This is a genomic window from Enterovibrio norvegicus DSM 15893 (genome assembly GCF_900115495.1).
Lineage (GTDB): Bacteria > Pseudomonadota > Gammaproteobacteria > Enterobacterales > Vibrionaceae > Enterovibrio > Enterovibrio norvegicus.
Map to the genome: position 1 here is coordinate 24,446 of NZ_FOWR01000030.1, position 24,974 is coordinate 49,419.

Consider the following 24,974-nt stretch of genomic DNA (forward strand, 5'->3'; position numbering starts at 1 on the left):
GACAATGGTACTTGAAGTTGTGAGCATGGTCACGGTCAAAGTAGGAATTTCGGGCTGAGTAACAGATAAGTAACATTTTAATGAAAATGTGCAGTAGTCGACGTGTAATACGCCGAATTTGTCTTACGATTAAGATAATACCCAATTGACCTACGCTACACGGTAAAAACGGGTAGTGGTGAGTTGGGGAAGATGTGGGGTAACCCACGTGCCTGTACTACCAAGGAGGTGCCTATGGGCGATGCCGATCGGAAATTCTTTGTGCTAGATACTAATATCTTGCTTCATGAACCTTTCGCCATCTATTCGTTCCAAGAACACGATGTGGTCATTCCGATGACCGTCCTAGAAGAACTCGACCGAATCAAAGACAGTAAACGTGACATCGCCCGCGATGCACGTGTTGCGATTCGAGCGCTCGAAGACATCTTCAAGGATGCAACGCCCGATCAGATTACCGAAGGTATTGTGGTCGGTAAGGAAGGCGGTACGGGTACTGTCTCCATTGTTGCAGACTTTGAAATCAAAGAAACGGTACAAGCCTTCGCGGACAAAGCGGGTGATAACCGAATCCTGAACGCGGTCTTATTCATCCAAGCCAAACGTGCTCCCCGAAAAGTGGTCCTCGTCACCAAAGACATCAACATGCGACTGCGCGCCAAAGGGGCGGGTGTGCTGTATGTGGAGGATTACCGTACCGACCAATTGATTGATGATGTGAAGTTACTGACCAAAGGTTTCCAAATCGTTGAAGGTAGCTTCTGGGACAAAGTGGGTCAGGTTGAAACGCAAAACAGCGGCCGAACCACGTTGCATACTGTGCCTCGTGAGTTGGTTGAAAATACCTATGTAAACCAGTATCTACTGGATGAAAGTGAAGACTTTGCAGGACGTGTGGTTGCGCTTAGCGACCAAGAAATGCAATTGAAAGACATCAGCCGTGAACGCTTAATGCACCGAGAGGCATGGGGTGTGCGGCCGAAAAACATTTATCAGGGAATGGCGGTAGACGCCTTGCTCGACCCTCATGTTGACCTTGTTATTCTCACCGGCCCTGCTGGGTGTGGTAAAACCATTCTTGCGATGGCTGCAGCGCTTGAGCAAGTGGTTGAGAAGGGCATGTACGACAAAATTATCGTGACGCGAAATACACCTGAAATTGCGGAATCGATAGGCTTCTTGCCGGGTACGGAAGAAGAAAAAATGATGCCTTGGTTGGGGGCGGTGACCGATACGCTTGAAGCGCTGCACAAAAACGACGAGTGCACTGAAGGCTCAATGCGTTACATCATGGATAAAGCAAATCTTCAATTTAAGTCGATTAACTTTATGCGTGGGCGCTCGATTCAAAACGCATTTGTCATCCTAGATGAGTGTCAGAACCTGACAGCATCACAGCTTAAAACCATCATCACGCGCTGCGGTGAGGGCACAAAAATTGTCTGTTCCGGTAACTTGGCGCAGATTGATAGCCCTTACCTCACCCCAGTAACATCGGGGCTCACTTACATTGTAGAGCGCTTCAAAAACTTTGAAGGCAGTGCATGCGTCTATCTCAACGGTGTTGTGCGTAGTCGCTTGGCAGAGTTTGCAGAAGAGAATTTGTAATCCTGATTTAGGACAGGCCAAATGTAAGAAAAAAGCTGCCAATCGGCAGCTTTTTTATATTTGGTTATAGGTGAAGCCTTCTCGACACTACGCCCAGTGGCGTTTCAGCCCCGATTCTCTCACGTCGCTTTCACTATCAGAGGCAAAACCATAATTCGGTTTATTGGCGCGCATACGTGACGTCGCGATACGCACGAGTGACTCACCGTCTTCACTGTCATAAGGGTAACAAGCAACACCGGCACTGACTTTCACCGGAACAACAAGTTGGTCGATGTGCAAAGGACTCAATTGCAGCGCATTTTGTAGCTGCTGAATCTTTCGTGTGGCTTGGCTGTTATCACTCAAATCAAACAAGACCGCAAACTGCCCTCCACCAAGGCGTGCATACAAAGCGCGGCTCGACATTTGAAGGCGAAGATGCATCGACAGGTGCTTGAGTGCCATGTCGCCGATGTCTTGTCCGTAACTTTCATTGATATGCTTGAGCATGTCGATATCGACCACTGCCACCACGTAAGGGGTCGGAGAAAAGCGTTTATCCGCCAACTGCGTGAAGAACTGATGCCGTGTTTTCGCGCCTGTTAGCATGTCATTCTGTACTGCGTTTTCAAGACGCTCATTGGAATCTTTGAGCGCTTCGACCATGGCTCTTAGCTGTTCTGTGCGATTATTCAGTAGCCTACGATAGAAAATCAAACCCGTAATCAGCAACAGCATGGCAGAAGCAAAAATGAGGTGTTGAGAGTGTTTGTCCAGCCATGGCAATGCAAGATGCATTTTATTCGGGGGCATCCACTTGTCATAGATTTTCTGCACATCTTGCTCATCAATGCGGTGCAAACCATGCTCGATGATGGCAATGTTTTCTTGCGCGCTTTTACTCACGGCAAAGTGCAACGGGAAGGAATATAATTTACCGCGTGGCGTGAACAATCCCATGTTCCCTGTATGTCGCATGTCGTATAAGGCGGTATTTAAATCATCAATAAATACATCGATTTCACCACGGTATGCAGCTTCATTGAGTGCTCCGAAGGTGGAAAAAATTTTGATATTTTTTTCGGGGATGCGAGCGCTTAAGAACGCATGTTTTGCGCTTTGGCTGACGGAGCCGACAATAACAGAGTCCAACACCTTCAGATCGTCAAAAGGAAGATCTTTCTGAACAAAAAGATTGACGTTATAACGTTGTAAAGGAAGTTCGCGTGAAAAAGCGAGTACCTTCGCTCGCTCGCCAGTGTACCCCAGCCCACCGTGAACCACGCCTGGATGCGTTGCTGCGTAGGTGAGAGATTCACTCCAAGGTAACAATTTAAACGTAATATCCACGTCATTGATTGCGCCATACAGTCGCCAATAGTCGATCATAATGCCGTCAGGTTTGCCTTCTCGGTTAATGTAAGAGAAAGGCTGCCACGTGGATGAGCCTGTAATGGTCAGTTGTTTCGGCGAAGCCAAAGAAAGTGGAGACGCGAACAAAAAGAGCAATGTCAGTGAAATAGCTACAAACTGGCGAATGCCGGACATAAAAACCAACTCTAAAAACAACCCTGTCTAGATTCCCTGACGCTGATTATACGCAACTACACACGGGGATGAAATGGCTAAATTGAACTATTGTCAATCCTTCACTGCTGTTTAAATTGCAATCAACTTCTCAAAAAGAAACCGCCAATAGAGGCGGCTTCTTCAAATATGCGTGACTGAACCTAGAAAAGTTCGACGTCGTCTTCAGGGACCAGCGATTTTAGCTCTCCACTTGCAATCAAATCTTCGTAAAACGCGACCTGGTTGCGTCCATTTTGTTTGGCTTTGTAGAGTGATTGGTCTGCGAAACCCAACACAGTGATCGCGTTGAGCTCTTGGTCGTTAATTGAGGCGGCCCCCATAGAAATCGACACGTTTTTGGCTTGTCCATAATCTCGATTATTGACGGCATCGAAGAAATTTCTGACCGTTGCCTCCATGTCCTCGCGAGATTGAGGGTGCATGATGGCAACAAATTCATCGCCGCCATAACGGAACAAGATGTCCTCATCATCAAAGTTTTGCTTCATCATTGCCGTAATGAGCAAGATAACTTCATCGCCAAACACATGACCGAGTGTGTCATTGATCTGTTTAAAATGGTCGATGTCGAAAATACAGACCCAATGATGATGCGTTGGATCATCCGTAATGCTAGAACCTTGAATAAGAAAACGATCGAGGAGAAGGTCGATTTTCGTCGTCAGTACTTTTCGATTATAGAGACCCGTTAATCCGTCGCGCTCGCTGGCAGAAATGATCTTTTGATAGTTTTCATAGATCTTTGCTAGCCCTTCGATGAGCTGTACTTCATCGCCTTTCACCTGATCACACTTGCAGAAAACCACTGCGTGAATGTCGTCTTTTTCACCAAAGCGAATCGGCACGGCGAGCAAAGATTGGTTATCTGTTTTGCTGTACTCGACAACGTTATCGCCAATGGCGACGCAGCTGCGAAGGACACGTTCAATGGCGTCTTTTTCTTCTTCAAAGAGAAAGATATCCGAGCATGCGACGACCATGAAGTCAGGGTTTGTGTCAGGATTGTAGTCGAGAACCAAAACCTGATTGGCTGGCGTTAACTGCAAGATGGTCGTGATGAGGCTTTCGGAAATGGTATCTGACTCTGTCTGTGCTGTGATATCAACCACCGAGTCCAGCACATCAATACTGGTAACAGTCACAATCGCATCTCTCTTATGGGTTAAGTGTCTTAAAAATAAGTATAGATGCGGTTGTTTGATGCGCAATGTTTGTCAGGCAACCTCGTAAGATTATCAGTAAATATAGGTTTTTATCTGGTCGGTAGGGTTGTCAAGTTCAGCAATATCAACGTGATAAGCGACAGTGCCTTGATCTATAAACAACACGTTATCCGCTATCGTTTTTGCATCTTCAGGATGATGCGTCACCATCAAAATTGTTGTGCCAAATTGCTTTGCCAGCACCTTCACTTGTTCGAGCATGTCACGTCGCAAAGACGGGTCTAATGCCGAGAATGGTTCATCCAAAAGCAGTAAAGGTCGATTGCGAACTAGGCATCGCGCTAACGCTATTCGTTGTTTTTGACCGCCGGACAATTGCCCCGGAAGACGCTCAAGGTAGCTTTCCAATCCGACGTTGCAGGCAGCCTGTTGAACGTGCTGTTTTTGTTCAGGACTCAGGTTTAAGCGCGGATCGATGCCTAAAGCGATGTTGTCGAATGCACTTAAATGCCCGAACAAATTGTGTTCCTGAAACAAGATCGACAATGGCCGTTCGTGGGCGGGCAGTTGCGTAAAGTTGAGATCATTAAACGCAACGTTCCCTCCACTTGGCGGCAGAAGGCCACAAAGCAAAGAAAGTAACGTACTTTTTCCTGCGCCGCTTGGGCCTAAAATCGCGGTAATAGAGCCAGGCTCAAGATCAAACGTAAACGACAACGATTCTGCCTGATAGTGATAAGACAGTGCGTTAACCTTGAGCATGGGCGTTCCTCGTGATGACTTTTTCAATGAGCGCGTAACTGCCAAGACTCACTGCAAATAAAATAAGTGATGCTGCTGCCGCTGCATCCATTTGATAGCTGCCCATCAAACGAAAGAGATATAAAGGTAAGGTCTCGAACCCTTGTCCACCCACCAACGCGACCGCACCAAGATCACCTGTCGATAAAACAAAGCTGATCGCCAGGGCCCGTGCAATAGGTGCTTTCAACGCTCGCCATTCAATCAAGCGCAAGCGGTTGATGCCTTTGATGCCGAGACTGCTGCACAAACCATGGTATTGCTGTGCAAGTTGGTAAGCAGGTTGGCTGAGCACTTTGACTACGTAGGGCAGTGCCATCAAGGTGTTCACCGCCAACACAAGCCAATACGCAGAACTGAACACATCGACATGTTCTCTGAGCATTAAAAAAAGCCCCGTGCTGAGTACAACGCTTGGTACAACGAGCACCAAAGAGGCTGTCATTTCAATGCCGTCCGCTTGAGAGCGCTTCCCGAAGAGTCGCCAATATCGGCTCGTCAACACGATGGTGGCACCGAGTGCAAAGGCACTGAGGGCTGAACTGCTGGCCAATAACAGGGAGTTTGCGGTGGCATGCCAAATCGCGGATTCCGTCAATATGGCAAGGGCGCTGGGATTTAACCCACTCAAGATAACCATTAACAACGGCGGGATAACGAGTAACACGGCGGCGCAAATCCACACGCCATCCCATACTTTCTCCGCGATGCTGTCTAAACGAGGAGGAAGAGAGATGTTGCTGTCTTTACCTTGTTGCGCGATAGGCTTCGTGAGTCTTTGAATGAGGATGTGGAAGAAACCACAAAGCAAAAGCTGCCACAGCGCCAATAACGCGCCTGTTTGTAAATCAAAATCAAAACGAATGGCCTGATAGATCGCCAGTTCAATCGTGGTTGCGCTTGGACCGCCACCTAACGCCATGACAGTCGCGAAGCTGGTGAAACACAGCATAAACACCAAGCCAATAGCGTGGGGGAGTTGCTGGCGCAAGTATGGCCATTCAAGCAAGGTGAATTGAGACCATCCACGCATTCCCAATTGCTGGGCAAGACGACGCTGATCGCTGGGAATTTGATCGAGTGCTTGAACCAGAAGTTGAACGGAAAAAGGCAGGTTGAAAAAAACGTGTGCCAGCAAAATGCCGGACAAACCGTAAATGTTGATGTCCCACGTCATGCCGATTGCAGGGAGTGCGTTGGCAAGCCATCCACTTTTCCCATAAATTGCAAGAATGCCAAACACGCCGACCAGCACGGGTAACACCAGTGTCATGGAGAACAGCTTTAACAGCAGCGTTTTACCAACGAAAGTGCGTCTCGATAACGCATGTGCGATGGGGATGGCGAGACCGACCGACAGCAAGGTAGAGAAGAATGCCTGCTTGAGACTAAACACGGTGACATGTTGCAAATACGGATCTTGCCACAGCGAGGCGATATTTAAGCTCGGTGCTTGAGACAGCAAAGAAAACAACGCGGCGCTAATGAGCACCGCGATTAACGATGCCGAGACAAGGCCCGGCCACGTTCTTGAAGGGGTTAGCACAGAATTACTTCACCAATGCGGATTGCCATTCACGGATCCAAGTGCGGCGGTTATCCGCGACGTTCTCTGGCGTGAATTGCAGATTCTTTTGAGGAACAGACAGTGTATCGAAACCGTCTGGTAGGGCAACATTGGTCACTGGGTACATCCAGTTGCCAGTAGGGATGGTGTTTTGGAAGCCATCACTTAAGACAAACTGCATGAACTCATCGGCGAGTGCTTGGTTTTCAGAGGCTTTTACTTTTGCCGCCACTTCAACCTGCATGTAGTGGCCTTCTTCAAAATTTGCGCTCGTAAAGTTTGGGTTTTCTTCCGCAATCAGGTGATAAGCCGGGGAGGTGGTGTATGAAAGCACCATGTCAGACTCGCCTTTCAGGAACATGTTGTACGCTTCTGACCAACCTTTGGTGACAGTCACTGTTTTCGTTGCCAGTTGCTGCCATGCATTGGAAACATCATCGCCATACACAGTTTTCATCCAAAACATCAAACCTTGTCCTGGCGTTGATGTGCGCGGATCTTGGTAAATCACAGAGATGTCATCGCGTGATTCCACCAATTCTTTTAGGCTCTTAGGCGGGTTCTTCAGCTTGGTTTTATCGTAAACAAAGGCGAAGTAGCCATAATCATAAGGAATAAAGGTGCTGTTGCTCCAGCCATCTGGTAATGATATCGCTTTGGTGTCAACGCTGTGAGGAGCCAGTAATTCGGTTTTCTCAGCTTCTGTCATCAAGTTAGTGTCTAACCCGAGTACAACATCGGCTTTGCTGTTTTTCCCTTCTAAACGCAAGCGGTTAAGAATGGTCACGCCATCATCCAATGCCACGAGATTCAAGGTGCAATCACATTGCGCTTCAAACGCTTTTTTGACGGAAGGACCAGGGCCCCAATCCGCAGCAAAAGAGTCGTAGGTGTATACGGTTAGGGTATCAGAAGGGTCTGCTAACACAGGACCTGCCATGGCCATAGTTAACATCATTGCAGAAACGCGAATTTTCATGGTTGCCTCACTTCATGTTCGGCGAGGCTTGAGGTGGGTTGATCCGAGTTCGGATCATCTCAATTCCTACGCCAGCATTATCTGGATCAGGTCTATGGGTTTAGCTTTCGCAATCTCAGCCAGTGCGAATTGCACATGCTCCCCACGAGATGTCAGACATTGTAAACCATGAAGATAACGAGAGATACCCGCACCCGTCTAAGGTGCGGGATCTGTGGTTGATCATTGTGTTTCAACACATGAACAATCTAAAACCTAAGGCTGATTGAGAGACCAATCGTATTCGTATTTGATTTTTCCTGACCAACCTTCCAGCTTCTTACCGTCTCGGTACTTGTCAATCTCACGCAAGATCGCTTGCTCATCATCGCCAAAATCTGAGCCGTACCAATCGTAGATAGAAGAGAGTGTGAGTGTCGAACCTTCGATGCGTGCACCTTTTTCACTGTTAGTAAACTGCAAGGCGGCATTTTCGAGTAGGTTTTCTGTATTTGCAGCAGTGAAAGCGTCAGTGGCTAAGTTTGGACAGCTTAAACTTGCACAATTCACTGCATAATGAATACGTGAATCATTCCAAATTGGGCGAAGGATGCGATGCTCTATATCATTGAGTGTCAGCGATTTTCCTGCGACAGTTGCGACATTGTCATCCCAAGGGCCAAAACTTAGAAAACCGCCAAGCTTGCTAATGGACTTAACGGGGTACTCATCAAGGATTAATTGAACGGTTAGGGCGTTGTAAAGGTTCACCCAATATGCGAACTGCTCATCCAATGAATAGCTGCGGGGATCTTTTGATGTGATAGTTTCAATGTATTGATCAAGCGCCTCTCTATCTGCTGTCGATACTGCACTGTAGTTGAACAGATTGTGCTGCCCTTTTTCCACAAGGTAAGTATCGAGAGTTTGTTGCCATGCTTTGTGTTCAAAGGCACCACCATTGCTTTCATCACTCTTGTCCCAGAAAGACCAAAGATCACTTTTTGGTGCTGCTACCGCCGGGCTTGTGGCTAAAAGTAACGCCAAAAAAATGGGCGCTTTGATTGGCAGTGGTTTATTCATGTTATTCCCCAAAAATGCATATATTCATTAAGACCTCGTTTGATCGGCTTTTATTTCTCTTTAGAATAGGAATGTATAATTCGAGACCAATTCCGCCGTTTTGACTCGTATTCCTCAACGCAAAACAGATCTCTGTTCATATCACGTAATTCATCGTTGAGGAGATCTGCGTATTTCTCTGGATTGCTGCCGTAAATGAGACAAAGTGAAGCTGCGTATCGTTGAGCATCAAGGCTGTGCTCACCCCAGAAATGGCTTTCAGTGAAAGCATCTGTATCTAGGTCTTCTAGAGCAAATAAGTCAGCTGCAACAAAGGCAGCATGATCATTATCGAATTCATCGAGCAGAATAATCGTTGCGAAGTTATCTACAGCATCTTCCTCTTTTCCAACAATGGGAATGTCCCAGCTGAAAATGTAGGCATGGCCATATTCATGCAGCAAGGTATGAAGTAAAGCGAATTGTGTTGCTTCATCAGCAGAGACATCCTCTAAAACGGGTTCTGCATTGCTATATCTTTGATGGATTTCTTCTAGAAAGAAGTAGGGAATCTGGATAGTGAGTGTTTGAGGGTCAAACAGTGGTCCATCATTACCTCCAAGTTGAAGCGTTAACTCATCATTGATCGGCAATGAGGTATTCGCAAAATCAACCAATTCTTTGGCCACCTCTTTTGATAGCGCTTGCCAATACTCGTCACCGGGCTCCTGTGGTGCGAGTACCTCGATTTCTGTGCGTGCCGAAAGGTTCTGAGACGTAAATAATATCAAGATAAAGATAAATAAGCGCATAGTTGGCCTTTAAGGAAATTGATGGGACAACGAGATAAGAATAGAAAAAAACCGGCGATGAGCGCCGGTTTTGAATTTGTTTCTGTTGATACGAGAGCGACTGTCGCGCTTACGCCAAGAAAGAAGGAATCTTCGCTTCGTATTCGGCGATCTTATCGCTGTGTTGTAGCGTCAGGCCAATGCTGTCCAAGCCCTCTAGCAAGCAATGGCGGCGGAATGCATCGATTTCAAACGAATACGATTTGTCGCCAGCAGTGACTGTTTGTGCTTCAAGATCGAGTGAGATCTCCGCGCCTTCGTTGTTTGCGACAAACGCGAACAGCTCATCCACTTCCGCTTCTGTTAGCTGAACAGGCACCATCTGGTTGTTGATGGAGTTACCGTAAAAGATGTCAGCAAAGCTCGGTGCGATCATCACTTGGAAACCAAAGTCTGCCAATGCCCACGGTGCGTGTTCACGGGAAGAGCCACAGCCAAAGTTTTCGCGAGCAAGTAGCACGCTTGCGCCTTTGTAGCGTGGTTGGTTTAGCACGAACTCAGGGTTATCCTGCTGTCCTGCTTCGTCCAGAAAACGCCAATCGTGGAAAAGGTGCTTACCAAATCCGGTACGATTTACTTTCTGCAAAAATTGCTTCGGGATGATGGCATCAGTATCGACGTTTGCTGCGTCCAGCGGTGCCACCAAACCGGTATGTTGTTTAATTCCTGACATGGTGATTCCTTATAAGCTGTTAACGTCAACAAAGTGGCCAGCAACGGCGGCTGCCGCAGCCATTGCAGGGCTCACCAAGTGCGTACGACCTTCACGGCCCTGACGGCCTTCGAAGTTACGGTTACTGGTTGATGCGCAGCGTTCTTTTGGACCTAAGCGGTCGTTGTTCATTGCTAAGCACATAGAACAACCCGGCAGACGCCATTCAAAACCCGCGTCAACGAAGATCTTATCCAGACCTTCTGCTTCTGCTTGTGCTTTTACTTGCTCAGAGCCCGGTACGACCAAGGCTTGAACGCCAGCCGCCACTTTACGGCCTTTCGCAATGGCCGCCGCAGCACGCATGTCTTCGATGCGTGAGTTGGTGCAAGAACCAATAAAGACTTTGTCGATGTTGATGTCAGTGATTTTCTGACCCGCTTCAATGCCCATGTATTTCAGCGCGCGTTCAGCAGAGTGACGCTCAATCGGATCGCTGAAGCTTTCAGGGGCTGGAACTACACCGTTAATGCCAACAACCTGACCTGGGTTTGTGCCCCAAGTGACTTGGTTGCTGATGTCAGCCGCTTCTAGCGTCACGATGGCATCAAACTGTGCGTCGTCATCGGTTTTCAGTGTTTTCCAATAGGCAACGGCTGCGTCCCAATCTGCGCCTGTTGGCGAGAATTTGCGGCCTTGCAGGTAATCGAAGGTGGTTTGGTCAGGTGCAACCAAGCCCGCTTTCGCGCCCAATTCGATAGCCATGTTACACACCGTCATGCGGCCTTCCATGGTCAAATCTTCAATCGCTTGACCGCAGAATTCCACCACATAGCCCGTACCGCCTGCGTGACCCACTTTACCAATGATGGCAAGCACGATGTCTTTTGCTGTCACGCCTTCCGCGACGTTGCCTTTGACCTCGATTTTCATGGTCTTGGCAGTGCCTTGCTTCAGGGTTTGCGTCGCAAGAACGTGCTCAACTTCAGACGTACCAATGCCGAACGCCAATGCACCAAATGCGCCGTGAGTGGCGGTGTGTGAATCACCACAAACAATCGTGTTACCTGGCAAGGTAATGCCCAGTTCAGGGCCCATGACGTGAACGATACCTTGGTATGGGTGGTTCAAATCGTAAAGGGTGACGCCAAACTCTTCACAGTTTTTCGCCAGCGTTTCCATTTGGATTTTCGCCATCTCGCCAGACGCGTTGATGTCTTTGGTTTGTGTGGAAACGTTGTGATCCATGGTCGCGAAGGTTTTCGATACCTGACGTACAGGACGCCCTTTTTCGCGTAAGCCATCAAAGGCTTGAGGGGAGGTCACTTCGTGCACCAAGTGGCGATCGATATACAGCAAAGGCGTTTCGCCTTCTGCTGCTACCACCACATGGGCGTCGTAAACTTTTTCGTATAATGTTTTTGCCGACATTGCTCAATCCTTTTTCTCATTGTTATCGAATTCACAGGGCGTTAGCTCGCTTAGGATCTACCTGTGAATCCGATGACGTAGAGCTATCATGATCCGTATAATTTTTTATGCTTCGCTGACATAGGCGGCGATCTTATCACCCATTTCTGACGTGGTCAGTGGGGTGCTGTCACCTGCAAGGTCTGCGGTTAGCTCGCCTGCTTCGAGTGCTTTGCTTACTGCATCTTCGATAGCACGCGCCGCATCTTCTTCGCCCAAGCTATAACGAAGCATCAGTGCAGCAGATAAAATCTGCGCCACTGGGTTGGCAATGTTTTTGCCTGCGATATCTGGTGCTGAACCACCTGCTGGTTCGTACATGCCGAACTTGCTGTCGTTCAGGCTAGCAGAAGGCAGCATGCCCATGGAGCCTGTGATCATCGCGCACTCATCAGAAATGATGTCGCCAAAGATGTTTGAACACAGCATCACGTCGAACTGCGAAGGGTCTTTGATCAGCTGCATGGTCGCGTTGTCGATGTAGATGTGTGAAAGCTCAACATCTGGGTAATCTTTGGCAATCTCTTCAACCACTTCACGCCATAGGATAGAGCTTTGCAGAACGTTCGCTTTATCAACAGACATCACTTTCTTGCGGCGAAGGCGCGCTGATTCAAACGCGATGCGAGCAATACGTTCGATTTCGTAACGGTGGTACACCTCAGTATCAAACGCTTTCTCTTCAGGGCCAGAGCCTTCACGGCCTTTTGGTTGCCCGAAGTAAATGCCACCCGTCAGTTCGCGTACAACGACGATGTCGAACCCGCGCTCAGAAATGTCAGCACGCAGTGGCGAGAACGCTTCAAGACCTGCATGAATTTGCGCTGGGCGAAGGTTACAGAAAAGCTGAAAGTGCTTACGCAAAGGCAGCAATGCGCCGCGCTCTGGTTGCTCGTTTGGTGGCAGGTGCTCCCATTTCGGGCCGCCTACTGAACCAAACAGAACCGCGTCAGAATCTTCACAACCTTTTAGGGTTGCGTCTGGCAGTGGTGAGCCATGGTTATCAATGGCAATGCCGCCCACATCGAACTCTTGCTTTTCGAATTGGATATCGAATTTTTTAGAAACCGCATCCAGCACCTTGTGCGCTTGTTGCATGACTTCAGGGCCAATTCCGTCGCCCGGTAGAACGGCAATTTTGTACGTACCTGCCATGGTTACACTGTCTCCGTTTTTAACGTTGCTTGTTCTTTTATTTGAGCGATGCGGTTAGCGCGATAAATGCTGTTGATGACGTGTAGCAACGCTTGTCCCGACGCTTCAATGATATCTGTCGACACGCCTGTACCGTGGTACTTGCGGCCTTTGTAGTTTGCGATGATGTCCGCCTGACCCAGGCCATCTTCGCCTTCGCCTTTCGCGGTCAGGTCGAATTTGTCCAGCACGATATCATACCCAGTAATGCGGTAAATCGCCTGATACAACGAATCGACAGGGCCGTTACCAATGGCGGCATCACTGACTTCTTCATCACCACACTGCAAGCTGATGGTGGCGGTGGCTTTCACGCTGCCGCTTTGTACGCTTAGGTACTTCAACTTATAGAAGTCATCTTCTTCTTGCAGGTTATTGAAGAACATCAAGGCTTCCAAGTCATAATCGAAAACTTGGCCTTTTCGGTCGGCCAACTTCAAAAATGATTGGTACAAGCTGTCCAAATCATAATCTGTGTCGCTGTAGCCCATGGTGTCCATGTGGTTCTTCACCGCAGCACGGCCAGAGCGGCTTGTTAGGTTCAAGGCTTTTTGACCAAGACCTATCGACTGGGGTGTCATGATTTCATAGGTGTTCTTGTTTTTGATCATGCCGTCTTGGTGAATACCAGAGCTGTGGCTGAATGCATTCGTGCCCACAATCGCTTTGTTCGATTGAATTGGCATGTTGCAAAGCTGGCTGACCATTTTGCTGGTGCGGCTGATTTCGGAATGATTAATGCCAGTATCCACACCCAGCAATTCGCTGCGGGTTTTGATGATCATGGCAATTTCTTCCAACGCACAGTTACCTGCACGCTCACCAATACCGTTAATGGTGCCTTCGATTTGACGCGCCCCAGCTTGCACGGCTGCAATGGAGTTAGCCACTGACATACCTAAGTCATCGTGACAGTGAACAGAAATCACGGCTTTATCGATGTTAGGAACACGGTTGAACAGGGTTTCGATGATGCCGCCAAACTCACCCGGTACGGTGTAGCCTACAGTGTCAGGGATATTCACCGTGGTTGCGCCCGCTTTAATGGCTTCTTCAACCATGCGGCACAAGTTATCGATGGGCGTTCGGCCAGCATCTTCACACGAGAATTCCACGTCATCGGTATAACGACGCGCACGCTTCACTGCGTTGACGCCCATTTCAACCACTTGGTCGTAGCTGCGGCGCAATTTGTCTTGAACGTGAATGGTCGATGTCGACAGGAAGGTATGGATACGGAAAGCTTCTGCCACCTTCAATGACTCAGCGGCAACATCAATGTCTTTATTGACGGCGCGAGACAAACCACAAATGCGGCTGTTCTTGACGGTTTTCGCGATGGTTTGAACAGATTCAAAATCACCTGGGCTTGAAACCGGAAAACCCGCTTCAATCACGTCCACACCCAAACGCTCGAGTGCGAGTGCAATCTGCAGCTTCTCTTTCACAGTTAGGCTGGCAGACAGCGCTTGTTCGCCGTCACGTAAGGTGGTGTCAAATATGATGACTCGGTCTTTCATGGTCGTTCCCTCTTTTGCCCGTTTTTGGGTTAATACTCCGCACCGCTGCAGGCCAAACGAAAAAACCCGCGCTCTCGGCGCGGGTTTCGTAAGTCTTGGTGAATGCTATTTTCAGTCCATGACTACCCGCGCGAAAAATTCACGAGAAGGAGTAGATCTAGGAGGAAAATGCGTTTCATCATTTTTACAGTTCTCTAAAAGGCTCTGCACAAACAAATACCAAACTGTTTACTATTACGTCAATATTAAATTAGAAAATAACAAGAAAGCGTTATTCATTGTGTTAACTGTGGTGTAAAACACTGCTTTTTGCATTGAGAGTTGGTTTTATTCACTAACTAGAGTTTTGGGCGAATGTTGCACTTTCTCAGCACTGAAAGCTGATTATCGGTATGTGGCTGCTATGACTAACAAAGAAGTGAACGTGATGTCATGAAGTATCAAGAGCATTCTTCAGTTCGGCTTGTCACAATTTGATTATCTAGGAATGCAATGTTTTGTAAATTGAGAGAAAAGGTGGATGTTCCAACGTAGTATTTGTCATTGAATACACTCTTCGTGCCTAAAGCATGAACGGTTATGCGTTCAACGGCATAAAACACCTTGTTAGATTTGGAGGTCTCCCACGATGACACTGCGCCGAAAGCTGCTTTTCTTCCCTGTTCTTGCGATTGGCATTCTGGTGTTGGTGGTGGCGATTAAAACCCGCCCAGACATTCCTGTGAAACCCGCGCAATCAAAAGCGCGACCGGTTGACGTTCTCACCTTGTCGCAGCAAACCATTTCTCCTGTGGTGACCGGGTTTGGGCGGGTGACGCCAAAACTCACCTGGCAAGCCATTGCGGAAGTGAATGGCAAGGTGATTTATCGAAACCCTGCACTAGAAAAAGGCAGCATTTTACCTGCGGGCACCGAGTTGCTTCGCATCGATCCGACAGATTATCAACTCGCCGTTGCCCAAGCGCAGGCCGATGTCAGTGCCAAGCAAGCGCGATTAGCCAAGTTAGATTTGGACAGTAGCAACCTAAAAACCACGCTGAACATTGAAAAACGTCGTTTAGCCTTGAGCAAAGACGAGTTAACACGAAAGAAAAATCTGCGCCAAAAAGGCCTTACATCGCAATCGGATTTAGACACCGAACAGCAAGCGTACCTGTCGCAACAAACCCGCGTGCAAGATTTAGAAAGCCAACTGAAAGTGCTGCCCGACGAGCGCCTGATTACCGAAGCAGAGTTGGATGCAAGCCAATTGGCACTCACGCAAGCGGAGCGCGATCTGGAAAAAACCCACGTTGTGTTGCCTGTAAACAGCCGCATAGCTGAAGTGAACATCGAAAAAGATCAATTCGTTACACCCCAACAAGTCATGGTGGTTGCACACGGATTGGAAGCGGTAGAAGTCGATGCGCAGGTCTCGATTCACGACATGCAAACCCTGTTTGATTCTCTTTATGCTGCTTCAAGCCCAAGCCCAAGCCCAAGCCCAAGCCCAAGCCCAAGCCCAAGCCCAAGCCCAAGCCCAAACGACACGCAATCCCCAGCGAATGGGCACTTGGCGAGATTGACCGCCAATGTTGCGCTGTCCAGTGGTAGCTTCAATCAAACATGGTCAGCCAACGTGGCACGATTGAGCGACACGGTGAACTTGAATCAGGCAACGGTCGGCGTGATCCTCGAAATTCCTCTCAACCTTTCATCGTCACAATCTGATGTTGCAACACAAAACCCATTGGCCGCATTGCCCTCGTTAGTCAATGGCATGTTTGTTCAAGCCACGATCGAAGGGCAGTCGGTGGCGCATTGGGTGATCCCAGAGCAAGCGCTGCGTGGCGACAAGGTGTATTTGATGGAAGAGGGTGTGCTGGCTGTTGAGCCTGTTGAGGTATTGTTCCGACATGGCGATCGGGTTGCGATTGCTGGCGATCTCAAAGACGGTCAGCAATTGGTAGTGAACGATCTGCTGCCTGCTGTGCCGGGCATGGCTTTGCGCGCCCTTACGCTTGATGGGGAGCGCGTGGTCGCTGACGATGATCAAGCTGCCAATGACAGTGCCGAAAGCGACAACGCAGCGAATGAGGATGCATCATGATCCGCTATTTCGCGCGGCATCCCACCGCGGCCAATTTGCTGATGCTTGCGTTGATCTTAATTGGCTTAACCTCATTACCTAAGCTCAAGCGGGAAACCTTCCCCGAGTTTGCTCCTCCCTTTATTCTCGCCAATGTCGTTTATCCCGGCGCGAGCCCTGAGCAAGTAGAACAAAACATTTGCTTGCTGATGGAAGAAGCCGTTGATGGGTTGTCGAACATCGAAGAAACACGCTGTGAAGCGTTAGAAGGTTCAGCTTCTTTGGTGGTGAAGCTCGATAAAACTGCCGATATCTCTCGCATGTTGGTGGATATTCAAACGCAGATCAATACGGTGAACAATTTCCCGAGCGACATTGAACCGCCTGTTGTCCGTGAGCTTGATTGGAATGAACCTGTCGTAGATGTCGCGATTGCTGCAGACACCGATTGGGTCGGGTTAAAAGCCTATGCAGAGTCACTCAAACAAACCTTAAAGCAAGACTATGACGTGCCCTTGGTCAGCGTCGCGGGCTTTTCTGATCGTCAAATCCGCGTAGAAGTAAAAGAAAGTGCCGTGCGTCAGCTTGGTTTGAGCGTGTCAGACATTGCTGAGCAAATCAGTGCCCAAAACATCAACTTGCCGAGTGGTAACGTTGAACTTGCTGACAAAAGCTTGCTGATTCGCTTTGATGAAAGGCGCATTACCGCGAGCACCTTGGGGCGCGTGGTGGTGGCGGCAGATAGCCAAGGTGGTGTGATCCGATTGCAGGACATCGCCACGCTGACTGAACGCTTTGAGTTAGAGGAGCAACAAGTTTGGTTTGATGGAAAACCGTCTGCGCTGCTCAAAATCAGCAAAAACAAAGCCGACGATGCCCTGCGGATCAAAGCGCGGGTCGAGCAGTTTGTTAACGATCAGCAAGCCATTGCACCAAACGGCGTCACGTTAAACCTCACCAATGATTTTTCGTCACTGCTTTGGGATCGCCTCACCATGATGGTACGCAATGCCTGGCAGGGTATGCTCTTGGTGTTCGGTGTCATGTGGATGTTCTTCTCATTCAGATACTCCTTCTGGGTTGCAGCAGGTTTGCCCGTGGCTTTCTTGGGCGGTTTCTTCTTGATGGCTCAATTGGGCTTATCGATAAACATCATGTCGCTGGTGGGGCTGTTGATGGCCATCGGTATCATGATGGATGATGCCATTGTGATATCGGAATCCATCGCCGCACACATCGATCGGGGACAGAAGCTTGAAGATGCCGTGGTCAATGGCGTAAAGAAAGTGATGCCCGGCGTGGTTTCTTCCTATCTCACCACCGTATGTATATTTGGGAGCCTGATATTCCTTCAAGGGGAAATGGGGGCCGTGCTTCGCGTCGTGCCCATGGTGCTGATTTTGGTGCTGACCTTGAGCTTGGTAGAAGCCTTCCTGATATTGCCGCATCACCTTCAGCATTCGTTATCAAAAGTGGGGGATCCCAAACCCGACTTGGCGTTTAAGCGTCGCTTCTTGGCGGCATTTGAACGATTTCGAGCAGGCACGCTCGCTACCTTAGTAACACGTGTTGTTGAATGGCGGTATGCCTTCGTTGGCGGCGTGATGGCGATGTTGTTGATCTCGTTTGCGCTTCTTGCGTCAGGTTCTGTCCGGTTTGTGGGTTTCCCTGAGCTGGATGGCGACATCGTGGAAGCGCGCATCATTTTGCCGCCGGGCTCGTCACTGTCGCAAACCGAAAAGGTGGTCGACACCTTAGTGGCCTCCGCGGTGCGCGTTGGGGATAGTATGAGTGAAGACAACGGCGAGAGTGAGCCTTTGATTTCGCACATTACTCAGCAATTTAACGCCAATGCCGATGCGGACGAAAGTGGGCCGCATATCGCGACCGTGCGGTTGGATTTGCTGAGTGCTGAAATTCGAAACACCTTGATTGATGACTTTGCCATTGCGTGGGAACAAGACATTGGTGTGTTGACCGAGCCGATTTCCTTGGTGATCAAGCAGCCAGCCATGGGGCCGGGTGGGCGAGATTTTGATATCCGATTGCAGCACGATAACTTGGATGAGCTGAAGCAAGCGTCTGTCGACATTCAGCAATTCATCGCGCAGTTTGAAGGTGTGTCCGGCGTGCTTGATGACATGCGTCCCGGCAAAGAAGAAGTCAAAATCACATTGCGTCCAGGGTCCGAAGCCTTTGGTATCAATGGTCAAATGATTGCGCGTCAGCTTCGATCGGCATATTTCGGACAAACCGCGGATGAAATTCAGGTCGGCCCTGAAAGCATCGAAATTGATGTCAGGCTCGCCAAAGGGGATGCGAGCAGTTTACAAGGGTTGGCGAATTTTCCAATCGTGTTGGGCGATGGTAGCCAAGTGCCACTGTCGACCGTGGCTGAACTGAACTATCAACGTAACTATGTGCGCATTCAACGCATTGATGGCCTGCGCACATTGAGTGTGTATGGCGATGTCATACAAAGTCAGGTCAGCATTGGCGATGTACTTGCACAGCTAAAAGTGGATGTAGTGCCTGAACTTGAAAAGCAGTACCCAGGGCTGAGAGTGCTGTTTGAAGGGCAAAGCCAAGACACGGCAGAAACGCAGCAATCGATGGCAGTAGGGTTTGCGATGGGGCTGTTCGGGATCTTCGTGATTTTGAGCTACCAATTCCGTAGCTACTTAGAGCCATTTGTTGTTTTGCTGGCGATCCCACTGGCGCTAATCGGCGTGATCTGGGGGCATTGGATCCTTGGTCACCCATTGAGTATGCCAAGCATGCTCGGATTTGTGTCGCTGGCAGGCGTGGTGGTCAATGACTCCATCTTGTTGGTGCAATACATTCGTCACCATCTTGATGAAGGTGAAGACATCTACGATGCTGTTGTACGCGCCAGTCAGGAACGTTTCCGCGCCGTGTTCTTAACCTCGCTGACCACCGCTGCGGGTCTGTTACCGCTGATGTTGGAAACCAGCCTCCAAGCCCAAGTGGTTAAACCGTTGGTGATTTCCATCGTGTTCGGTATTTTCGCCTCTACCATGCTCGTGCTGTTTATGATCCCTGCCGCTTACGCGATCTTGGCGGATTTCGGCAAAGTGAAACGACACGCGCGCTTGGTTTAGAAAGCCTGGGTGAGGTTAGAGGGGCGAGAGGCGAGATTTGAGTCTCGAGTTTCGAGAAAAGAGAATAGAGATAAGAGCTAGGCTTTTTTCTCTTTTCTCTTTTCTCTTTTCTCTATTCTCGCACCTCGTCTCTCGTCTCTCGATCTTAAATTTCATCAAGACGTCTGCAAAGCGTCACAGGACTGTCATTCCTCCCTTCTACGCTGACTTTGTAACATCAATAAATGTGGAGTTGATGCATGCGAAGTCTTGGCACGATTCAACGGGTTGATCAGGCAGTATCAACCCTATGTTTAAGTCACCGATTCAGCCCATCAGTGGCCCGCGTATCGCGTTGGGTCTCAAAGAGTGGGGATGGACATTTCTATCTCGCGATTGGTCTATTGCTCGCCTGTAGTGGCGGCGAGAACGGCCTTACCTTTTTACTCTGTGGGTTGTTGGCGTTTGCCTTCGAGTTACCCATCTATATCTCTTTGAAGCGTTGTTTTCGCCGAGCGAGACCCACGCACCTGCCTGCCTTTGTTACCCCTTCTGATCTCTACAGCATGCCCTCTGGGCACACCGCGGCAGCCTTTCTTATGGCGATGTTGCTGAGCCATTTTTACCCTGAGATGGAAACACTTTATTGGAGTTGGGCGGCAGCGATCGGTTTGTCGCGTGTGTTATTAGGTGTGCACTTCATTACTGATGTATTGGCTGGCGCAGCACTTGGCATTGGGGTGGCGAGTTACGCGCTGACCTTTTCGTTTCCACTTTGAATGCAACAAAAGAGAGTGAACAAATGAAGATCCTTTATGGTGTTCAAGGCACAGGTAACGGACATATATCTCGTGCGCGTGCGATGGCAGCAGCGTTTGTAAAAATCCCCAATGTGAAGGTGCAGTATTTGTTTTCAGGTCGGCCTGAAGCGAATTACTTCGACATGGCGGCGTTTGGTGATTACCTCGTCAGGCGCGGGTTAACCTTTGTAAGCCATGAGGGCAAAGTGGATTTGCTCAAAACGGCGCAGAGCAACAACGTCTGGCAGTTTTTGCTCGATGTGCGCCAACTTGATGTGTCGGCCTACGATCTTGTTATTTCTGATTTTGAGCCGGTTTCCGCTCACGCTGCAAAACGCCAAGGCGTGCCGTCTTTGTCGATCAGTCATCAGTCTGCATTTACCTACGATGTGCCAATCTACGGGCAAGGTCTGTTCGATAAGTTTGTCATGCGCCATTTCGCGCCAACAGAGCGTAAAATCGGTTTGCACTGGTATCACTTCAATCAGCCGATCCTGCCGCCGATCATTGACTTACCTGATGTCGAATCGTCCCGTTCAGGCCCGATTTTGACGTATTTACCGTTTGAAAAATTAGAGGACGTGGTTGCTACGCTGCAACATTTCTCCCATTCCTTTATCTGTTTCCACCCTGAGTGTAAATCGGCAAACCGACAAGGTAACGTGGATGTTCGGCCATTGAGTAAGCACGAATTTCATGAGGCATTGATGCAGTGCGATGGTGTGATTGCTAATGGTGGGTTTGAGCTGCCGTCAGAAGTGTTGTCACTGGGTAAAAAGTTATTACTCAAGCCGCTAAGCGGGCAGTTCGAGCAGCAAAGTAACGTTGCCACCTTGGATATGCTTGGCTTAGCCAGTGCGATGAATACCTTGGATATTGATGTGATTCGCCGATGGCTAACGAAAACGGACAGCAGTAAAGTCGTGTATCCCGATGTGGCGAGCGCGTTAGCAAAATGGCTTGCTGAAGGTGATATGGAAACATTGCCTGCACTTAGAGAACACCTTTGGTCTCAAGTCATCTTTCCTGAACATGTCACCGATTTATTGTCAGATTTTTGGCCAAGTCAGCAACGAAAACGCGCCATGTTCAGTCTGCAACTGTCTGCGATTGCAAATAAAAAAGCACGGCAATATTGATTAGACGAATAGATGTGCAACATGTCATTATGGCTCATTTTTTAGATCTAACCATTTGTTATTGAATGTTTTTGTGTGGATGTTTTTAGGTTTTTCAGTGGGTCATATACACAAGGTTTTATAACGATTTACTGGGGTCGTATCATCAACGTATGTTACTAAATTGGAGTCTTGGTCAACTGTTGTTCAGTTTGCGAATTTATACTGCACGTTCATCAAGGTAACGAGTGATTGACGTTTATTTGAAGCACTGTCTTGCCGCGACATTGAACACAACTTCTTCGGCAAGAAGTTGCACGCAAACGAACGGATAGAACGTTTTACACTTTGCTACTCCTCAAGGTTTAGATATGACACAAAAAGAGTTGGTAAACACTTCGGACAACCGTACAGATACAACACTGCGTAGTGTGGATCTGAATCTCATCACTGTGTTTGACGCTGTGATGCAAGAGCAAAACATTACTCGCGCAGCACAAAATTTAGGTATGTCACAACCAGCGGTAAGTAACGCGGTATCACGTCTTAAAGTGATGTTTAACGATGAACTTTTCGTGCGAAATGGCCGTGGTATCAAACCAACACAACGTGCACGCCAACTGTTCGGTCCTATTCGCCAAGCGATTCAATTGATCAAAAACGAATTGCCGACGTCCGTTTTTTTACCTGAGACAAGTGTACGCACCTTCAAGCTGGCCATTTGCAGTCCGTCAGACATGCGTTTTGCGCCACAAATCTTGAACACCATCAGCGCCATTGCGCCGAACGTACAAGTGCAAGTTGAAACCGAGTTTGATCGTGATGTGGCGCGTAAGCTGCGTTATCAAGAAATCGACTTCGTGATTGATTACATGCACTTTGGCGAAGCGGGCTTCAGCAGTACTGAAATGTTCAATGATGAGTTGGTGGTGGTGGCAAACCAATCCCACCCTCGCTTGGGCGGTACGATTACCTCGAAAGAGCTGCAAAGTGAATCTCACGCTGTGTTGAAGCGTAACGGTGAGATGCAAGGGTATGCCGAAGCGTTATATCGCGACGGTCGCTACCGCGAAGCTTACCAAGGCGTAAGCTTGAGCAACATTCTTTACGTTGTGAGCCAATCAGAATTGATTGCGGTCGCACCACGTTGGATGATCGAAACCGGTCACCATCGCGATAACCTCAAAATGTTGCCGCTGCCACAAGACAATAATCGCATCAGCGGTTACTTGAGCTGGCATGCATCTGCTGAAAAAGACAAAGGCCACCTCTGGATGCGTGACCAATTGTTGTCGATTTGTGGCAACTCTTTAGCGTAACGTTTACGCATGTATTAAAAAGCCAGCACACGCTGGCTTTTTTTGTATCTGGCGCTTTTTACAGATATAGATTGTTACACTTTTCCATGATTTGAGAGAACAGGTGTACTCTCAAATGAACGCTGTTCAGCAGAACAATCGTTCGATTTTTAGGCATTATTAAGCGGCTTTTGCTTGTATTTACGAGGTGAAGCATTACACTGCCTGAAAGTTTGAGCTAACACTTGTAAGCTCATTTTAAGCGAGCCCCCACTTTGCATTCTTGGGGCGATTGATGTGCTGAGAGAGAATTGAATGGCGCTGAAGTTTCATATCGTGAACCGTATCCGTGAGCAAGTTATCGCTCAAGGTGAAAAGACCGCACTCCGTTTCCAGACCGAAAAGGGCTGGGGCGACATTAGCTGGCGTCAGTTTGGCGTAGATATTGATGCGATCTCCCGTGCTCTGCTTGTATCAGGGCTAGCGGTTCAGGACAGAGTGGGTATCTTTGCGAACAACTGTGCAGAGTGGACCATTGCAGATATGGGGGCACTACAAATCCGTTGTGTGCCTGTGCCTATTTACCCGACAAACACCCCAGACCAAACCGCTTACATCCTAAAAGATGCAGGCGCGCGTATCTTATTTGTGGGTGACCAAACTCATGCCGACGCGGCAATGTCGATTTCAGAACAGTGCCCTGCGCTTGAGCACATCGTTAGCTTCAACGAGAACGTTGATTTTGCAGGTCACCCAATGGGAATGAACTGGAAAGCGTTCATCGCCTTGGGCAATGACAATGTTGAGCAGGAAATGCAGACACGCATTGCTGATGCGTCAATGGATGATCTAACGACCCTGATTTACACCTCTGGCACCACGGGCGAGCCAAAGGGCGTAATGTTGGATTACGCAAACTTTGCCGCGCAGCTTGAAAGTCATGATCAAGTGCTTTCTATTAGCGAAAACGAAGTATCGTTGGCGTTTTTGCCACTGTCACACGTGTTTGAACGCTGCTGGACGCTGTTTGTACTGCACAACGGTGCGACCAACTGTTACTTATCGAACACCCATGCGGTGCGTGACGCGCTGCAAGAAGTGAAGCCTACCGTCATGTGTGCGGTTCCACGCTTCTACGAGAAAATTTACAGCGCCGTACACGAGAAAGTGGCGTCGGCGAGCCCTGTGAAAAAATGCATGTTCCGCGCCGCAGTGGCGATCGGCAACAAAATGTCTGAAACCTTACAGCAAGGCAAAAAGCCATCAGCGATGCTTCAAGCAAGCTACAAAATGGCGGACAAACTGGTATTGAGCAAACTGCGTCAATTACTGGGTTGTCAGATTAAAATGATGCCGTGTGGCGGCGCGAAACTTGAGCCAGCGATTGGCCGTTTCTTCCATGCCATCGGTATTAACGTCAAACTGGGTTACGGCATGACCGAAACCACCGCGACCGTATCGTGCTGGGACAGCGCTACGTTCGACCCAGATTCAATCGGTCTTGCGATGCCAAGTGCACAGGTAAAGATTGGTCAAAATAACGAAATTCTTGTGCGTGGCCCAATGGTTATGCGCGGCTATTTCAACAAGCCAAAAGAAACGGAAGAAACCTTCACCGAAGATGGCTTCCTAAAAACTGGCGATGCGGGACACATTGATGCAGCAGGTAACCTGTTCATTACCGACCGTATTAAAGAACTGATGAAAACCTCTGGCGGTAAATACATCGCACCACAGGTTATCGAAGGTAAGCTAGGTAAAGATCACTTCATTGAGCAAATTGCCGTGGTCGCAGATGCACGCCACTTCGTGTCTGCCTTGGTAGTGCCTTGCTTCGAATCGTTGGAAGGTTGGGCGAAAGAGCTAAACATCAAATATCACGACCGTATGGAATTGATAAAACACAGTGACGTGGTCGAGATGTTTGAAGCGCGCATTGCCGAGCTACAAAAAGAGTTAGCGAAATTTGAACAAGTGAAAAAATTCACCTTGTTGCCGAGCGAGTTCTCCATGGCGCACGGCGAGCTAACGCCAACGCTGAAATTACGCCGTAAAGTGATTCTGGAACGCTATAAAAAGCAAATTGAATCAATGTATAAGAAGCATTCTTAACCGGTATTACGACGCAGATTTCAGCAACATACACAAAAGAACGCAGAGGTTTCTACCTC

The 24,974-nt window shown here is 48.6% G+C and carries 18 protein-coding genes and 1 riboswitch; of the genes, 7 read left to right on the plus strand and 11 right to left on the minus strand.

Annotated features, from left to right (window positions below; all coding sequences use genetic code 11):
* Positions 1–234 precede the first annotated feature (234 nt).
* Positions 235–1,608: a PhoH family protein gene (locus BM082_RS17595; protein ID WP_017012148.1), complete on the plus strand. Its 1,374-nt coding sequence runs from the start codon at positions 235–237 to the stop codon at positions 1,606–1,608.
* A gap of 87 nt (positions 1,609–1,695) precedes the next feature.
* On the opposite strand, the gene BM082_RS17600 is transcribed toward BM082_RS17595, so the two are convergent.
* The 11 genes from BM082_RS17600 to leuA all read right to left on the minus strand — a co-directional run bounded on the left by BM082_RS17600 (position 1,696) and on the right by leuA (position 14,418).
* Positions 1,696–3,138: a transporter substrate-binding domain-containing diguanylate cyclase gene (locus BM082_RS17600; RefSeq protein WP_017013361.1), complete on the minus strand. Its 1,443-nt coding sequence runs from the start codon at positions 3,136–3,138 to the stop codon at positions 1,696–1,698.
* Between the two features lie 182 nt (positions 3,139–3,320).
* A complete protein-coding gene (locus BM082_RS17605; RefSeq protein ID WP_017013360.1) occupies positions 3,321–4,322 on the minus strand; it encodes a GGDEF domain-containing protein in 1,002 nt (333 codons plus the stop codon).
* A gap of 93 nt (positions 4,323–4,415) precedes the next feature.
* Positions 4,416–5,105, minus strand: a complete 690-nt coding sequence (thiQ, locus tag BM082_RS17610; RefSeq protein WP_017013359.1) for a thiamine ABC transporter ATP-binding protein — start codon at positions 5,103–5,105, stop codon at positions 4,416–4,418.
* Positions 5,092–6,690, minus strand: a complete 1,599-nt coding sequence (gene thiP / locus BM082_RS17615; RefSeq protein WP_017017733.1) for a thiamine/thiamine pyrophosphate ABC transporter permease — start codon at positions 6,688–6,690, stop codon at positions 5,092–5,094. Before thiP ends, thiQ begins: the two co-directional genes overlap by 14 nt.
* A gap of 4 nt (positions 6,691–6,694) precedes the next feature.
* Positions 6,695–7,669 (minus strand): thiamine ABC transporter substrate binding subunit, encoded by a 975-nt coding sequence (thiB, locus tag BM082_RS17620; protein ID WP_241810473.1) that lies wholly within the window; start codon positions 7,667–7,669, stop codon positions 6,695–6,697.
* 66 nt (positions 7,670–7,735) lie between these two features.
* Positions 7,736–7,845, minus strand: a riboswitch (TPP riboswitch).
* 100 nt (positions 7,846–7,945) lie between these two features.
* Positions 7,946–8,752: a DUF547 domain-containing protein gene (locus tag BM082_RS17625; RefSeq protein WP_017013356.1), complete on the minus strand. Its 807-nt coding sequence runs from the start codon at positions 8,750–8,752 to the stop codon at positions 7,946–7,948.
* A 50-nt stretch (positions 8,753–8,802) separates the two neighbouring features.
* Positions 8,803–9,543 carry a DUF4344 domain-containing metallopeptidase gene (locus BM082_RS17630; RefSeq protein WP_017012141.1) on the minus strand — a complete coding sequence of 247 codons (741 nt, stop codon included), beginning with the start codon at positions 9,541–9,543 and terminating at the stop codon, positions 8,803–8,805.
* Between the two features lie 109 nt (positions 9,544–9,652).
* Complete coding sequence (gene leuD, locus BM082_RS17635) at positions 9,653–10,255, minus strand: 3-isopropylmalate dehydratase small subunit (RefSeq protein WP_017012140.1); 603 nt, start codon at positions 10,253–10,255, stop codon at positions 9,653–9,655.
* A 9-nt stretch (positions 10,256–10,264) separates the two neighbouring features.
* Positions 10,265–11,665, minus strand: coding sequence for a 3-isopropylmalate dehydratase large subunit (leuC, locus tag BM082_RS17640; RefSeq protein WP_074927977.1), 1,401 nt, complete (start codon positions 11,663–11,665; stop codon positions 10,265–10,267).
* A gap of 105 nt (positions 11,666–11,770) precedes the next feature.
* Positions 11,771–12,859 carry a 3-isopropylmalate dehydrogenase gene (leuB, locus tag BM082_RS17645; protein WP_074927979.1) on the minus strand — a complete coding sequence of 363 codons (1,089 nt, stop codon included), beginning with the start codon at positions 12,857–12,859 and terminating at the stop codon, positions 11,771–11,773.
* Between the two features lie 2 nt (positions 12,860–12,861).
* Positions 12,862–14,418, minus strand: a complete 1,557-nt coding sequence (gene leuA, locus BM082_RS17650) for a 2-isopropylmalate synthase (RefSeq protein ID WP_017010456.1) — start codon at positions 14,416–14,418, stop codon at positions 12,862–12,864.
* A gap of 628 nt (positions 14,419–15,046) precedes the next feature.
* Here leuA and BM082_RS25355 point away from each other — a divergent pair.
* The 6 genes from BM082_RS25355 (at position 15,047) to BM082_RS17680 (ending at position 24,915) form a co-directional block, all read left to right on the plus strand.
* Entirely contained in the window at positions 15,047–16,507 is a 1,461-nt protein-coding gene (locus BM082_RS25355; RefSeq protein WP_074927981.1) for an efflux RND transporter periplasmic adaptor subunit, read from the plus strand.
* Positions 16,504–19,608, plus strand: a complete 3,105-nt coding sequence (locus BM082_RS17660; RefSeq protein WP_074927983.1) for an efflux RND transporter permease subunit — start codon at positions 16,504–16,506, stop codon at positions 19,606–19,608. The genes BM082_RS25355 and BM082_RS17660 overlap by 4 nt, the downstream gene beginning before the upstream one ends.
* 239 nt (positions 19,609–19,847) lie before the next feature.
* The gene (locus BM082_RS17665) at positions 19,848–20,366 is read left to right on the plus strand and encodes a phosphatase PAP2 family protein (RefSeq protein WP_074927986.1); all 519 of its coding nucleotides are present in this window, start codon (positions 19,848–19,850) and stop codon (positions 20,364–20,366) included.
* A 23-nt stretch (positions 20,367–20,389) separates the two neighbouring features.
* The gene (locus tag BM082_RS17670; RefSeq protein WP_017011287.1) at positions 20,390–21,526 is read left to right on the plus strand and encodes an MJ1255/VC2487 family glycosyltransferase; all 1,137 of its coding nucleotides are present in this window, start codon (positions 20,390–20,392) and stop codon (positions 21,524–21,526) included.
* A gap of 350 nt (positions 21,527–21,876) precedes the next feature.
* Positions 21,877–22,824, plus strand: a complete 948-nt coding sequence (gene leuO, locus BM082_RS17675; RefSeq protein ID WP_017011286.1) for a transcriptional regulator LeuO — start codon at positions 21,877–21,879, stop codon at positions 22,822–22,824.
* Positions 22,825–23,118: 294 nt separating this feature from the next.
* Positions 23,119–24,915, plus strand: coding sequence for an AMP-dependent synthetase/ligase (locus tag BM082_RS17680; RefSeq protein ID WP_074927988.1), 1,797 nt, complete (start codon positions 23,119–23,121; stop codon positions 24,913–24,915).
* The last annotated feature ends 59 nt before the right edge of the window (positions 24,916–24,974 follow it).